This is a genomic window from Paenibacillus sp. J22R232 (assembly GCF_056269165.1).
Genome location: NZ_JBWDNK010000015.1, coordinates 23,814 through 38,332, shown reverse-complemented (window position 1 = coordinate 38,332; position 14,519 = coordinate 23,814). Strand labels below are relative to the sequence as shown.

The window sequence follows — 14,519 nt, the reverse complement described above, 5'->3', positions numbered from 1 at the left end:
CCTCTTCTCATCTCACCCCGTTACTTCGGTTCATGTTGCAGCCCGATCTTATAACGGCGCGTATTTTTTGTGAATCATCGATTTTTACGAATGTTTCCCCTTCTTATGAAATCGCATTAACATTGGGAAATCGGGCAATAACAGCCCTTTTTCTTCCCGTTCCCCAAGCTCTCTTTACAAAAAAACAACATGGCGGGCATACCGCTACCCCGCTTGCGTGAAGTAACATAAAGAGTGAACCGAGTCCTGACATCATCGATCCGACCTCATGCCGAAAGGAGCTGAAAGCCATGGCCTTCAGACGTTTGTTTCCGTCCCGTTCTCTCTTCGTTACCAGCTTGCTGTTCTTTATATGTATCATTGTTTTGTTTTCACTGTTTAATGGCGTCAGCTTTATTTTTTTCAAATCGAAGCTGGAGGAAGAAATTATCGCATCGAACCGCATGCTGCTGCAGCATTCGGCAGAGCGTTACGCCAATCACTTCTCCAGATTGCAAACCTTGCTTTACAGCAAATATAAAGAGACAGACGTGCAGAGCTTCAACCGTCAAATTCGTTTGTTCGGAGAAACCGGAACCGATTATTTGACCGCCAAAAAAATCTCATCGCAGCTTCGTGCCGAAGCGAATGACCCGCTCTTCTATTTAGAGAGCTTAATCCTCCATTTTGGCGGCAACGCCTTCGCGATTGATCAGGAAGGCAGCAGCAGCGCGGAGGATATGTTAGGCAGAGCCTATCAAAGCTCGGTTTATACGTATACATACTGGCAAAATCAGCTTCTCGCGGACAACACGCTCACTCTTTTGCCCGCCGTGCGCTATAACCGATCTGTCGAGCTGCCGCACGGCAGCACGCTGATGCCGTTTGTCTATAAGACGCCTGGCAGCCAGTACCAAATCATCGCGTTGCTCGATATGGAAAAAACGCGGCACGCTTTGTTTGGCGACGAGCTCAGCAGGACATTTGCTATAACAAGCAAGGACGGGCTGCTGCTCTATAGCTCGGATGCAGAACTAAATGCGGGCTCGATTCCTGCATTCGGCGAGGGAGAAAGCCATTTGCTGATAAACGGCCAATACTGGTTTCGGACAAGCGATTCCAGCGGGCTGCGCTATTTCACGCGAGTACCAGCCCAAGCGATTACCTCGCAGCTCAGTGAGTGGAATTTCACTGCCGCAGTCGTTCTTGCCCTAACGCTGATCATCGGGATCGCCGCATCCATTCTGTTCAGCAAGCGGCTTGAGCTGCCCGTCAAGCAGCTGGTTGACGCTTTCTCCAACAAGCTTCAGGATAAACAGCCCAGCCCTATCGAGGAATATGCTTTTATAGACCGGAACATTAAGGAGCTGTTGAAGGAACGGGAGGAAGTTCAAGCCAAAATGGCTAAGCAGCGCACGCTGTTAACCAACTTCGGTTATATGAGCCAATTGAAAAACATCAATGAGGATATCGTGGAGCTGGAGCAGCTTCAGTCGATGAATGAATCCTATACGGTTGTGCTCTACGAGCTGCGTTTCCGCGGCTCTATGCTCAGCGTGCTCAATTTAAGGCCAGAGACTGCAACACTTGCCATCCGTGAACACATTCGGCATATCGCGCAAGAGCATTGCGCGTCCTCCCACACGTTTCAAATGGAGAAAAATTATATATTAACGGTTATTAAAGAGAGTAAAGGCGTGGAAATCGAGGGCATGCTGGAGAAGATGAAGGGGATGCTGGATCAATGCAAGCATTATTGCTTGGCGACGATAGCAGTCAGCGCTAGATTCGAGCACCCCTCCCAGCTCGGTTATGCTTACGAGCAGGTCCAAATGCTTTCCCGGCAAGCTAAGCTGCTCGATGAAACGCAGCTTATTCTGGAAGCGAGAGAATTGCCCGATCCACTTCGGTTAACGCTTTTGCAGGAGCAAGAGCTTGTCGCGGCTATACAAGGCGGCCAAGGGGATGCTGCATTCATGCTGATTGACAGCCTCTTGGAAGACATGTACGCAACCGGAGCAGCAGCCCTGCAATACGAGGCTTTCTCTACGCTCGTCTTCGAGAAGGTAGCAGCCTCACTAGGAGCCATGCAATTGGATGCGAGCCAGTCTTGGGCCATCAAGCCGCTGCATTACAAACTTGCCGCATGCTGCACGCTCTCTGATTATAAGGAAGTGCTCAGCCGCCTTTTCGAAGCTGCTGCCGTGCTAATGATTGAGAATAGGGCCGACACCTTCGATCCCATTGCGGCTAGAGTGATGGAAATTATAGAGAAGCAATTCGCGGAGGAGCTTTCTCTTGATTATTTGGCGCATACGCTGAACATGTCGAGCGCGTATTTATCCGCCTATATTAAAGAGAAGACGGGTACCAACTTCAGCGAGCATCTCAATAGCTTGAGAGTATCCAAGGCAAAGGAGCTGCTCACAGGCACGACCTTAAATATTAATGATATTAGCCGCCAAGTCGGCTATCACAACGTTACATCGTTTAATCGCATGTTCAAGAAGGGAACGGGCCTTGCCCCTAGCGAATACCGCAAGCAATCCGTACTGGAGCGGAAAATCGGTTAATCCGCGACCCGCATGGTTTAGTGTACGGTATACGCATCCAGCGCGGCACGCAGCTCCTTGGTCACCAGCTCGCACAGTTCATCAGGCCATACCACCTTGATGCGCGAGCCGTAGCTTAGAATGATTTCCCTGGCGGATTGCTCCGCTTGGAACGCAACATGCGCGGTCATCCAGCCCGCCGGATCTTCGGCAGGGCTTGTTTCCGTTACGGTGACATACCGCTCCTTGGCAAGCCGCGCAAGTACAGACGCGTCGCTTAACGCAATAACGGCGGGATACTTGGGCAAGCATTGCTTGAACGCGCCGATCGATTGCTCCCAATAGCCAGCCAGATCGAAGTCTTCCGGGCGCTCGAATCGTTTCTCCAGCATGACTGCGCCGAGCAGCTTAGAGATGCGGTACGTTTTCCTCTCCCCCTCTGCCTCACCGACGACATACCAAATATTCCGCTTGGCAACCAGCCCAAGCGGGCGAATCGTACGCTCGGCGGCGTCCTCGCCCCGTTGGTAACGAATGTGCAGCAGCCGCTCCTCCCAAACCGCTTCCTGGACAATCGGCAGGAAAATCTGCGACTCCTCAACCTGATGCCAGCCCGCTCCATCGATATGGATTTTCTGTCTCACCGATGCCGCTCCTTTGCTCACGGCATCGGGAGCAGCGGCCAGCAGCTTCTGGACAGCCGCTTCGTATTGCTGCGATATGCCAAGATCGCCCAGCAACGACGTTGAGCTGGCAACAAGCACGGAGATGAGCTCATCCGGATGTATCCCGGTCAACTGGGTCCGGTAGCCGCCATCCAGCACCCACCCGCCATGCAAGCCCCGCTCCGCATACACGGGTACGCCTGCTTCACATAATGATTCCATATCGCGGATAATCGTCCGCTCGGACACCTCCAGCTTCTCGGCCAGCGCCTTCGAGGTCATCTTGCCGTTATTTTGCATGAGCAGCACGATTGCGATTAGCCTTCCCGCCCGCATAGAGCTTCCCCCTTTTATGTCTGCCAGTGCGGCATCACTCATTCTATTATTATTTTTTATTGTAGCATGTATATATGACAGTACTTGTCGTATATCGTTTGCTAAACTAGCGAAGAGTAAACAAATGAAAAGAGACAGGAGAGACAAACATGAAACCATTGCAAGGGAAAGTAGCGATTGTTGCCGGTGCGACGCGCGGAGCAGGCCGAGGCATTGCTGCAGGTCTAGGCGAAGCGGGAGCTACCGTGTATTGCACAGGCAGGAGCATTCGAGGACAGGCATCGGACTTGAACCGGGCAGAGACGATTGAGGAAACCGCCGAGCTTGTAACGGCGAAGGGAGGGATTGGCATACACGTTCAAGTCGATCATTCTGTCGAAGCGGAAGTAAAGGCCCTATTCGAGCGGATAGATCAGGAACAGAACGGACAGCTCGACATTCTAATCAACAACATTTGGGGCGGCGAGAAATTAACAGAGTGGAATACGCCGTTCTGGGAGCATTCGCTGAGTAAAGGACTGCTCATGCAGGAGCGTGCAGTGAAGACGCATCTCATTACGAGCCATTACGGGGCACCTCTGCTGGTGAAAAGAAAAAGCGGCTTAATTATAGAAGTAACGGACGGCATTGACTACCGTTACCGCGGAAGCTTGTTCTACAGCTTGGCCAAAATATCGCCAATCCATTTGGCGTCAGCGATGGCCGCCGACCTGAAGCCTCATGGGGTCGCTGCCGTAGCCGTAACGCCGGGCTTCCTCCGCTCCGAAGAGATGCTGGAACACTTTGAGGTCGAAGAAGCCAATTGGATGGATGCCGTGACCGGCGGCAAGCCGGACGCCGAGCACTTCAGCCAATCCGAAACGCCTTTTTTCGTCGGTCGGGGCATAGCCGCGCTATCAGCGCAAAAAGACCTCATGGAGAGGTCCGGCCACGTATTCTCCAGCTGGCAGCTGTCCGACGAATTCGGCATCATCGATGTCGACGGCAGACAGCCACACTGGGGAAATTATGCGAAGCAGCATGGCTTCCTGTAAGCCTGCGCTATCCGTTAACGACTTCTCCGCCATTAATATGCAGGAATTGCCCGGTCATATAGCTTGAATCATCGCAAGCCAAGTAGACGTAGGCAGCCGCTAGCTCATGCGGCTGTCCCGGCCTTTTCATCGGCGTATCGGAGCCGAATTCCGCTACGGCCTGATCATCGAACGTAGCTGGAATAAGCGGCGTCCAGATCGGTCCGGGAGCGACACCGTTAACCCGGATGCCTTGCGCCGCTACATTGACGGACAGCGCACGCGTAAAGGAAACGATCGCTCCCTTTGTTGCCGAATAATCAATCAGCGTCGGATTGCCGCGGTACGCGGTGATGGAGGCTGTATTGATGATCGAGCTTGAAGCCTTCAGATGCGGTAGCGCCACGATTGTTAAATAGAACATGCTGAATACGTTCGTACGGAATGTGGCCACCAGCTGCTCGGAGGTGATGTCCTCCAGCTTCTGCTGCACATGCTGCTCTGCCGCATTATTCACAAGAATATCCAGCTTGCCGAACTCGTTGATGGTCTGCTCGATCACGCTCTTGCAGAACGCTTCATCTCCAACGTCGCCGGCGATCAGCAGGCATTTCACGCCTGCTTTCTCGACGACCTCCTTCGTTTTCTCGGCATCCCCATGCTCATTCAAATAGACGATGGCAACGTCGGCGCCCTCCTTCGCGTATGCGACGGCTACGGCACGGCCGATACCGCTGTCTCCTCCTGTAATGATTGCCGTTTTTCCTTTAAGCTTGCCTGCCGCTTTGTAAGCATCCGTTTCATATACGGGAAGCGGGTTCATTTCGGATTCGATACCGGGTTGGCGGTTTTGGTGCTGTGGCGGATTCACTTGGCTCTTCGATGCAGGATTAGGCATAACTGATCAGCTCCTTATATTTTTCCCATAAAAGATTTCGTCCATTTCGGTTTTCAGCCTGTGCGTAATTTCCTCTTGCTCTATCTTGGTCAAGGAGTCCTTCGTATAACCGAACAAATAATTGTTCAGATCGAATTGCTTCAGCTTGCATTTCGTATGAAAAACATTTTCTTGATAAATATTAACGTCAATCATGTCATACAAAAGGCATTCTTCCTTCGGTATGTAGTTCTGGATGGAGTTGATATCATGGTCTATAAACAGCTTATGCCCGTTAATGTCGCGCGTGAAGCCGCGCACCCGGTAATCAAGCGTCATGATGTCGGTGTCGAAGGAATGAATCAAATAGTTCAGCGCTTTAAGCGGTGAAATCTCCCCGCAGGTCGACACATCGATATCAGCCCGGAAGGTGCTTATGCCCTCATTCGGATGATACTCCGGATACGTATGGACCGTTATATGGCTTTTATCCAAATGCATGACAACTGAATCAGGCAGCGGCCCGGGCGATTCCTCGAACGACTCATTCGGCCCGCCGACGACAGGTCCTTCCGAGACGAGCAAGGTTACGCTTGCTCCCTGCGGCTCATAGTCCTGCTTGGCAATGTTCAGGACATGCGCTCCGATAATATCGGATACCGTATTCAAAATTTTGGTCAGCCGATCCGAATTGTATTGTTCGTCAATATAAGCAAGATAAGCATTGCGCTCATCTTTTGTTCTCGTATAACAGACATCATACATATTAAAGCTGAGTGACTTCGTTAAGTTATTGAAGCCATGCAGCTGTATTCGCTGCTCCGGCGTTAGTTTCAAGCGAACATCCCCCTTTTCAATAACTACTATTTCCTTTTACCCAAAGACCGATGCGGCCAAACGGTTTTTTTGCAATAAAAAAAGCATTTCACGCCGGGCGGATGCCTAGCGCGAAATGCTTTTCCTTTATTCTTATTGCAGCTTCTTTAGCTCCTTGATACGCGCGATCGGATCGCCTACGTAGATTTGAGTCTGGGGCATGATGCCGTCGCGCTGCTTGATCGCCAAATGATGAAGGGCTTGAACGAGCTCGCTCGACTCCTTTTCTTTCATCTGGAACTGTACCCCATATTCATAAATATCGCTCTCCGGCTCGTTGTACCACACAATATATCCGTACAATACGTAATCCTGATTGCCGATCTGGCTCTTGAACATCAAGAGAATGTCGCTATTGACGGGGAGCTTGACCCCAACCAAAAATTTGAGACCGCCTGGCCCGATGTTCCTGACCAGCACCTCCGTGCTGCCAAGCCTCACGTTCCTTCCCTTGAACATCGTAATCGTCATTTCTGCCAAAAGGCAGTGATTCAGCTCCAGTCGAAAATAATTTCTGCGATTAACCACCGGCTGTTTTTTTTCCTGTACCGCGGCAGGCCGCAGCAGCGTCTTGCTTTTTAACAGCTGCACGATGCTATCCGGTTCTACGGGGCGGCTGAAGTAAAAGCCTTGTATCTCGTCGCAGCGCATCTGCCGCAAGCACTCGAACTGCGCTTTGTTTTCTACGCCTTCCGCAACCACCTGCATGTCGAGCTCTCCTGCGAGCCGAATGATGCATTCGATAATGCTCTTGTTATGCGAACCCGTCAGCATTTCGTCAACGAACGACCTGTCGATTTTGATCGTATGGAGCGCCAAACGCTTCAACAAATAAAGCGACGAGTAGCCCGTACCGAAATCATCGAGCGACACTTTTATATTCCTTTTCCTCAGCTCAAGCAGCAGATCCGTCACGGCCTTCTCATTGCTTATAAATGAGCTTTCCGTAATTTCAATCTCAAGCCTATCCGGCGACAAGCCCGATTCCTCGACGATCTGGTCGATGGTTTGCAATATATTGTGCCGCAGCAGCTGCTGCACGGAGAAGTTGACTGACACCGTTATCGGCGGAAGCCCCATGCGCTGCCAGCGTTTATTCTGCATGCATGCCTCGCGCAGCACCCACTCCCCGATCGGTACGATAAGCCCGGTCTCCTCGGCAATGGGAATAAATTCGGCCGGCGACACTAAGCCCCAATCGGGATGGTTCCAACGTAATAGCGCCTCAACACCGACGATCTGCATCGTTTGCGCATGAACGCGGGGCATATAATCCAGGAACAGCTCCCCCTTGTCCAGCGCTTTGCGCAAATCATTGCTTAGCGAGAACAGCTTGAAGGATTGGACATTCAATGAAGAGGAGTAAAACTGCGACTGGTCCCTCCCGCGTGATTTGGCAAAATAAAGCGCAGCGTCCGCGTTTTTCATTAAGTCTTCCGCGGAGGAGCCGTCAAATGGCGATTGGCTGATACCAATGCTTGCCGTAACGTTGAGCTCATAGTTCTCAACGAAAAAGGGCTCCTTGATCAGTTGGATCACTTGGTCCGCCCTATTCGACAGATCAACCTGCTGCTTCACATTCGAAATAATTAGCGCAAATTCATCGCCGCCAAGCCGGAAAGCTGTATGCTCGCTTCCGCTAATTCGGTTCAGCCTCATTGCGATTTGTTTAAGCAGCGAGTCGCCAATCGGATGTCCCAGCGTATCATTCACATATTTGAAGCGATCTAGATCGATGAGCATGATAGCCAGCTTTTGCTTGAAATATTCGCTTACCCGAAGCTGCTTGTCCAGCTGCTCCTCGAATTTCCGGCGATTCGGCAGCTCTGTCAAATAGTCATGATAAGCTAAGAAATGGTTAAGCTCCTCCGCCTTGTTCCGATCCGTGACGTCCAGTACGATGCCGACTACCGCTTTCTCCTCCGAATGGGACACTCGGTTATAATGCACCTCGCAGTCAATAACCGTTCCGTCGATCTTTAACGCCCGATGCCGAAAATTTGCAATGGATTGGCCTTCGGCAAGCTGCATGACCCTGCTGATAACGGATTCACGCTCATCCGGATGGATGACCTTCTCCACTTCAAGGCCGACTAAAGTGCCGTATCCCAGCATCTGGTTAAGCTGTTCGTTCGCATATACAAAGCAATCTTCATGCGCGACAAAGATGCCTACAATGGACTGCTCCAGTATGCTCCGGTACTTCAGCTCAGCCTCTGTCAATGATTTTTCAATCGCTTTTTTTTGCGTAATATCCTTGGCTATGCCATAAATGCCGATCAGTTCCCCGTTGACGACAATCGGAATATTCGTCACATTCACCTCGACGAGCTCACCGCTGTTGGTTACGCCGGTCGTGTCGTAATTTTGCGGAGTAAGCGTTCTCAGGGTTTCCTCGAAATGCCAGATTGTCTTGTCCAGGCTGCTCTCTTCTACGAAACGATGGAAGCTCCCCTGCAGAACCTCGTCTCTCGTGCAGTTGAACATCCGCTCAAGCGAGCCGTTGCAGGATAGGAATTGTCCCTTGAGATCAAAGGAAAATATCGCATCCGGGTTGTTGTCGAATATCGATTTATAATACTGCTTTTCCACGTTGAGCTCATGCTGGAGCTTCTTCGTTTCGGTTACGTCCTGAATGGTTCCTATCGTTAATGGAATGTCACTCGCTTCATCCAATATGAAGGATAGCGTCTCAATAATATGCCGTACCTCGCCGTTAGGACGAATGATGCGGTACTCTTGAATGCTCTCCTTCTTCGTAGCAAAAGCTTCATAAAAGATTCGTTCCGCGCGCTCGCGGTCCTCAGGGTATACCTGCTTAAAACAATCTTCCTGCGTCATTGGAAATTCGCTATCCAACCCATATATGTCAAACATATAGCTCGACCATGATGCTTGCATGCTGGCATGATCGTACTCACAGTATCCTAGATTCGCTGCTTTCTGAACGACATCAAAGCTGCTGCTGCCTTTAAATCGCTTGATCGTGAATTCCATAGCTGAATATCCCTTCCTATGTATAACGTTTGCGGTAACCTGATGTGCAGGAAGAGGATTTACTCGAATAATCGCTATTCCCTTTGGCAACCCAGCCACCTTTGGACATTTCCTTTAGGTCTGTTGGCTTTGCGTCATTGCCTTTCAGCAACTTTGCTATTAACTAGGACTTTCTACTTATATGATTATTTCATATAATTCCGATATATACCATATCAAATAGGCATAAATATTTGCGTTTCCATAAGGCGAAACGGCTATCGATGCCCTTTGGCGGCGCGGCGCGTTCATTCCGAGAAATATAGGGCATGCGTAGCATACGGATATACTATCCTATCATTAAAAAAACCTCCCTTGCCAGGGAGGCTTATCACGTTATAGACGCGGATCTATTTCCTTTTCTTTCGCTACCTCGAACAAGAGATTCGCGACTGCTGCCCGGTACGGCTCATGGTCTGGCGCAATGTCCGCAAAGGAAACGGCCAGCATGCGCTGTCCAAGCCGGTATTCATTCAAAGAGGTGCGCAGCTTCATCGCAATGCTCTTCTGTTTAATCAGCTTGCTGTATTTATGAGGGAAGCGGTAGTCGTAGCCATAGATAATCGACATATAGTCCTTGTTGCGTACCTTCATATAAGGAACCGTATAGGGAACCGGGAACTCCGGCTTGATGACGACGCCCTCCATGTGGCTCTCAACCGTCAACGTGCGGAAATACAGGTCAGCCTGCTCATAGCTGTCCGGATCGGCTAGCGTAATCGAAACGAATGGATCATCCGAGAGAAAACGGTACATCTCCGAGGTTGGCCAGTCCGGAAGCGACTCGCTGCCGTCCGCATGGACGATTTTGAGCAAGGCAAACGGTTTGTATTCAAGCTCGCCAGCTTCCGCATACAGCTCCAGCTGTTTCTTGTATGTCTTATGGGCGCTAAGATGCTCGTCAAGCGGAACATGCTTCTCCATCATTTCATGGACATGCTTGTAGTTCTGATAGACATGCAGCCCGTATTTCTCATTAATCGCCGCTTTGGTTAGATGGTGCTGGTCCTTCTCGAAGCCGCTTTCTTTGTAATCGGCAGCCAGCTTAGCGAACGCTTCCTCGAAGCCATTCTCCGTCAAGAAGGATAGCTCCGTCTCAAGCGCCTTCTCGATCGGTTTGAATTGCTTCTCGATGAGACCTTCGCCAAGCGCTTGCCAAGGCAGCAGCTCACCGTCCAGCAGCAGCATCGTTATCGCGTTCTCCTTCATATAATGACCGAATCTCTCGAGCAGCTTCCCATATACCGACGTCAAGTCCAGCTTGCTGATTTTGTAGCCATTCCGGCTCACCGCGAAGCATTGCTCCGCCTCTGCATGCAAATAAATATTGCAGCGTGATCCCATATATTTCGGCTGCAGAACTACCTCTTTGGCATTACGCTCCTTGAAATAATCCAAGCCCTTGCGCAGCGACTCAAGCTCCTGAGCGGCTTCATCTTTGTCGGCTGGCGCCATCGTTCCGGATATAAAGTTAATTTTGTTGCCCGAGCAATAGGTCAGCCTGCGAACCTCCTCCTCGCCAAGCTCCTGCAGAGATACTCTGCGTTCTTCCTTGAAGAGCGCCGGCAGCTCTTCCGTCATAGCGGAATGGGCCGATTTCTGGGATTTGAAATAAGGCTTCGCAGAAAACGTAACCGATGTAAGCTGGTTCCCGTGCACCGCTCCGGAATCGAGGTGGATTTTGTTTTTTAGCCGGAACGTATTTTTGGCTGCGACATGCCCAAACACATGATAGGGCTGGTTGGCCGCTGCTTCACGCTTCAGGAAATGGAGCTGCTCCTCAAGCGGCGCGGAACGGTCGATCCTGAAATTCCGCTGATGCCTGACCGAGTTCGTATCCAGCTTACCGATATATTTGTTCTCGCATGGCGCATGCGTCACATAGTAGGATGGCCCGTTTATGCCAATCATTCGATAAAAGGGCTGCGACAGCTCTGTAAGCTCATTAAATCGCGCGAGCAGCTGCTCATCGGCCTTCAGCACCTCGGTAGAGTCGAAGTACGCGTGCAGCAGCTCCTCCTCCACTCCCTTTATTTCGCCACGCATATACTTGTAGACAAAATTCTCATGGTTGCCCAGCACGAACAGAAAACGCTCTTTGTTCGCGTAGAGGAAATCGATGATTGCTCTCGTTTGGTTCCCTTTATCAATCCAGTCGCCGACCAGCAGAACCTTCGTTCCGCCAGCCCTGCCCGTTTCTATCAGACGTTCTCCGTCCAATTGAAAGCCGTAGCTTGCAAGCAGCGCCTTCAGCTCATCCACACATTCGTGCACATCGCCGACGATAATCGTTTTCTGATCGAGGGGAAGGATCGTTGACAAATAATCATCGGTGTCCTCGATGATTACCTTATAATCCGCATTCGCGGTCCCTTCGCCAGGAAGATAGAAATCCTTGGCGCGAACCTTATGGATTTTGGCATACCTCTCGCGCGACAGCGAGCCAAGCACCTCTTTGCGCAGACGGTTGATATGGCTCGTTATGAGCTTCTTCGAGCGGTCCGAGGCATAATAATCATCCCGCTTCCGGTAATCGAACAGAATAACCTCCAGATTGTAATTGTTTTCCTTCGCGACTTCCCTTACTCGGGCACGGAAATCCTCCGCCAATCCCGTCGTATCGACCACAACAAATTCCGCGTTGATCGGAAAGCTCGTCACGAGGCGCAGCTTCTCGAACAGCAGCCTAAAGGCTTGGTCGCTCGCCTCGAGCATCACTTGATCGTATTTATCGTAATCCACGCCGAGCAGCTCCTGACGCAAGCTGTCCGAGGAAATATATTGCACATTGGCATTCACGCCCTTATGCTCATCGCGGAACCGCAATTGCGGCATCAGTACTTCCTTCGCAAACGTCGTTTTGCCGCATTCCGTCGAGCCGATCATCATAAAAATCGTATGGATTCTCGTTTTAATTTCCATCTGCGCTACTCCCTCCTTCTTTCCAATATGGCACCCTGCGTCGTTTGCACGCCGTTCACGCCATCTCCGATTGAAACAAAATGGCAATCCACTTCCTGTCCCTTCAGCACATCCAGCAGCCACTCTTGAAAAGCCGGACGGCCGAGCTCCCATTTATGGTCGTCATGACGGAAGTCGCTTAGCTCGTAATAAGCATTGAATTCCGCATTAGGCGTCGTCAGCACGAAGCGGTCAAAATCGACGCCCTCGCAAATTTGCCGAATGAGTGCTCCAGCCTCATCCAAGCTCATATGCTCGATCACCTCTGTCAGCACCACGTCCACCTGCTCGCCGTTATACGCCTCAAGGAAGCGGTCAATGGACGGGAATGTGACAATGTTGTCGAGCTCCTTCGCCTTCGCTTTGCGCTGAACGATCTCCAGCAGCGACTCTTCGATGTCGATGGCATAATAGCTAGCCTCCGTCTTCGACGCAAACGGAATGGCATAAAAGCCTTCGCCGCAGCCGACGTCGAGAATCGACTTGTCAAACGGAAGCACGCTTCCGATATAGCTTCTCCGCTGCTGCGCCGTTCCGCCAAAAGCTAGCTGTATCGCATAACGGTCCGTTTTCTCCAGCTCCGCTTTGTATTTCTTGAACCGATCCCGCGATGCGAGGAAATGACGGGCAAACAAGCTGCGAATATAAAATGGCGCATCGATAATTTGGATGCTTTTCACATATTTGACGAGGATATCATCGGAAATATCGATATACTCCTCGCTGAACATCGATAGGAACAAGCAAAGAACGCTGACGACATGCATCAGCTCATAGAGCGGCCTGCCGGTCTTAACCGTTAGCGAATAGCTTTTGCTTGCCTGATGCACCGCTTCAAACGAATAGTCAGGCAAATGACGCTCAAAAAAATCAATATAGCGAAGCAGCTGGATATGAATCATATTGATATGGAACGTATGCTCATACTGCTCTGTATCGCTAGTATGCTGCGCCTTAATCAGCGACGCAAAAAACTCGTTGATTGCTCCAAGCACGAATAGCGGCGTATTATACCTGGACACATTGAGGTATTCGAATTGATCCTCTCTATGCTGCTTATAAGATACCTCATTGTCAGCGTCCTTAAAATAAACGTTGAAGGTGGATTCATCCGTATACCAGCCGTATGCCATGCCTTTGCGCACGGCGCGGAGCAGCATGCCGGAATGCGGGTTTTTTCGAATAACGAACGAAAAGTTCGGATTCGTTGATTTCAATTGCACGATAGCCATGATGACGTTCCCCCTGCCTCTAAAATAACTGCCTTAATAATTAGCGCCATACCTCGTCTAATGCGCTGCGGAACAAATGGTCGAGCTCTTCGTCCCGCGCTCCTTCTCCTTGCTTCAGCTGCAGCGCGAATTGCTCGAAATAGGCGATGCGGTCCTCCAAATACGCATTGATCGGCTGCAAACGCGGCTCATAATCCAGCTCCTCGCCAGCCTTTTTGCGCCGCAATAGCTGCTCCACCGTGAACCAAAGCTCGCTTCCTCTCGGAATAAGCGCCTGCGTCAATTCGTCGAACGCGATCGGCGGCATCGACTGATACGTTTCGATCCAGCCGCAGGCTAAAATGGGCCGAAGCACGTAAAAATACTTTTTGATCTTTACTTGCTCGCCCTGCAGGTAATCCCTGTAATTGCCCTTCGCCATATTAAGGTAATGGTATAAACACGACTTTGGCGAGAAGGTAATCGGCGATATGCCCCGCAGCTGCTCGGCGACCGAATATTTCGTAAAGTAAGGGATTGGCGACTGCAGCCACTCCATCAGCGGCGGGTTCGACTTGCGGAACAGGTTGAGCGCCTTTCTCAGATCCCAGCCGTTAATATCCAGCATGTCGCTGATCGGCCTCTCAATGACATCCCGCTTATCAAAAATCGATAAATACCACTCGATAGGCCTGACGTAGATAAACCGGACATCATAATCGCTGTCCTTGGACGGAAAGCCCCATGCCCTGCTGCCTGATTCGCAGGCATATACGATTCGGACCTGCTCCTTCTGCTCAATCCTGCCCAGCTCCAGCAAAATTTCGCTATGTATGCTTGTCATTAGTATTGCTCCTTTCACTCTGCTAAGAAGAAACGCCTGACGGTGTCCTTCACTTTCTTATGGATTTCAAAAAAAAAGACCATGGACGCATTCGTCCATGGCCTTAAGGCAAGGATAGGCAGCGCCGCAGCTCTTCGCGCTGCATGCGCGTGCCCTCCCATCATTTAAG

9 protein-coding genes and 1 riboswitch are annotated in these 14,519 nt (G+C 50.7%); of the genes, 2 read left to right on the top strand and 7 right to left on the bottom strand.

Annotated elements, in window-relative coordinates; all coding sequences use genetic code 11:
* The first annotated feature begins 290 nt into the window (after positions 1 to 290).
* Entirely contained in the window at positions 291 to 2,552 is a 2,262-nt protein-coding gene (locus AC0YN3_RS27605; protein WP_475778121.1) for a helix-turn-helix domain-containing protein, read from the top strand.
* A gap of 17 nt (positions 2,553 to 2,569) precedes the next feature.
* Here AC0YN3_RS27605 and AC0YN3_RS27600 read toward each other — a convergent pair whose 3' ends face one another.
* On the bottom strand, positions 2,570 to 3,532 hold the full coding sequence (locus AC0YN3_RS27600; RefSeq protein WP_475778120.1) for a helix-turn-helix transcriptional regulator: 963 nt from the start codon (positions 3,530 to 3,532) through the stop codon (positions 2,570 to 2,572).
* A gap of 149 nt (positions 3,533 to 3,681) precedes the next feature.
* Between AC0YN3_RS27600 and AC0YN3_RS27595 the strand changes: the two genes are divergently transcribed.
* A complete protein-coding gene (locus AC0YN3_RS27595) occupies positions 3,682 to 4,566 on the top strand; it encodes an SDR family oxidoreductase (RefSeq protein ID WP_475778119.1) in 885 nt (294 codons plus the stop codon).
* Between the two features lie 7 nt (positions 4,567 to 4,573).
* Here AC0YN3_RS27595 and AC0YN3_RS27590 read toward each other — a convergent pair whose 3' ends face one another.
* The 6 genes from AC0YN3_RS27590 to AC0YN3_RS27565 form a co-directional block, all read right to left on the bottom strand.
* Entirely contained in the window at positions 4,574 to 5,443 is an 870-nt protein-coding gene (locus tag AC0YN3_RS27590) for an SDR family oxidoreductase (protein ID WP_475778118.1), read from the bottom strand.
* 6 nt (positions 5,444 to 5,449) lie between these two features.
* Positions 5,450 to 6,259 carry an adenosylmethionine decarboxylase gene (gene speD, locus AC0YN3_RS27585; protein ID WP_475778117.1) on the bottom strand — a complete coding sequence of 270 codons (810 nt, stop codon included), beginning with the start codon at positions 6,257 to 6,259 and terminating at the stop codon, positions 5,450 to 5,452.
* Positions 6,260 to 6,391: 132 nt separating this feature from the next.
* Positions 6,392 to 9,295 carry an EAL domain-containing protein gene (locus AC0YN3_RS27580; RefSeq protein WP_475778116.1) on the bottom strand — a complete coding sequence of 968 codons (2,904 nt, stop codon included), beginning with the start codon at positions 9,293 to 9,295 and terminating at the stop codon, positions 6,392 to 6,394.
* A gap of 82 nt (positions 9,296 to 9,377) precedes the next feature.
* A riboswitch (cyclic di-GMP riboswitch) is annotated at positions 9,378 to 9,463 on the bottom strand.
* 207 nt (positions 9,464 to 9,670) lie between these two features.
* The gene (locus tag AC0YN3_RS27575; RefSeq protein ID WP_475778115.1) at positions 9,671 to 12,256 is read right to left on the bottom strand and encodes a metallophosphoesterase; all 2,586 of its coding nucleotides are present in this window, start codon (positions 12,254 to 12,256) and stop codon (positions 9,671 to 9,673) included.
* 5 nt (positions 12,257 to 12,261) lie between these two features.
* The gene (locus AC0YN3_RS27570) at positions 12,262 to 13,527 is read right to left on the bottom strand and encodes a class I SAM-dependent methyltransferase (protein WP_475778114.1); all 1,266 of its coding nucleotides are present in this window, start codon (positions 13,525 to 13,527) and stop codon (positions 12,262 to 12,264) included.
* Positions 13,528 to 13,567: 40 nt separating this feature from the next.
* The gene (locus AC0YN3_RS27565) at positions 13,568 to 14,350 is read right to left on the bottom strand and encodes a nucleotidyltransferase domain-containing protein (protein WP_475778113.1); all 783 of its coding nucleotides are present in this window, start codon (positions 14,348 to 14,350) and stop codon (positions 13,568 to 13,570) included.
* Positions 14,351 to 14,519: the final 169 nt, after the last annotated feature.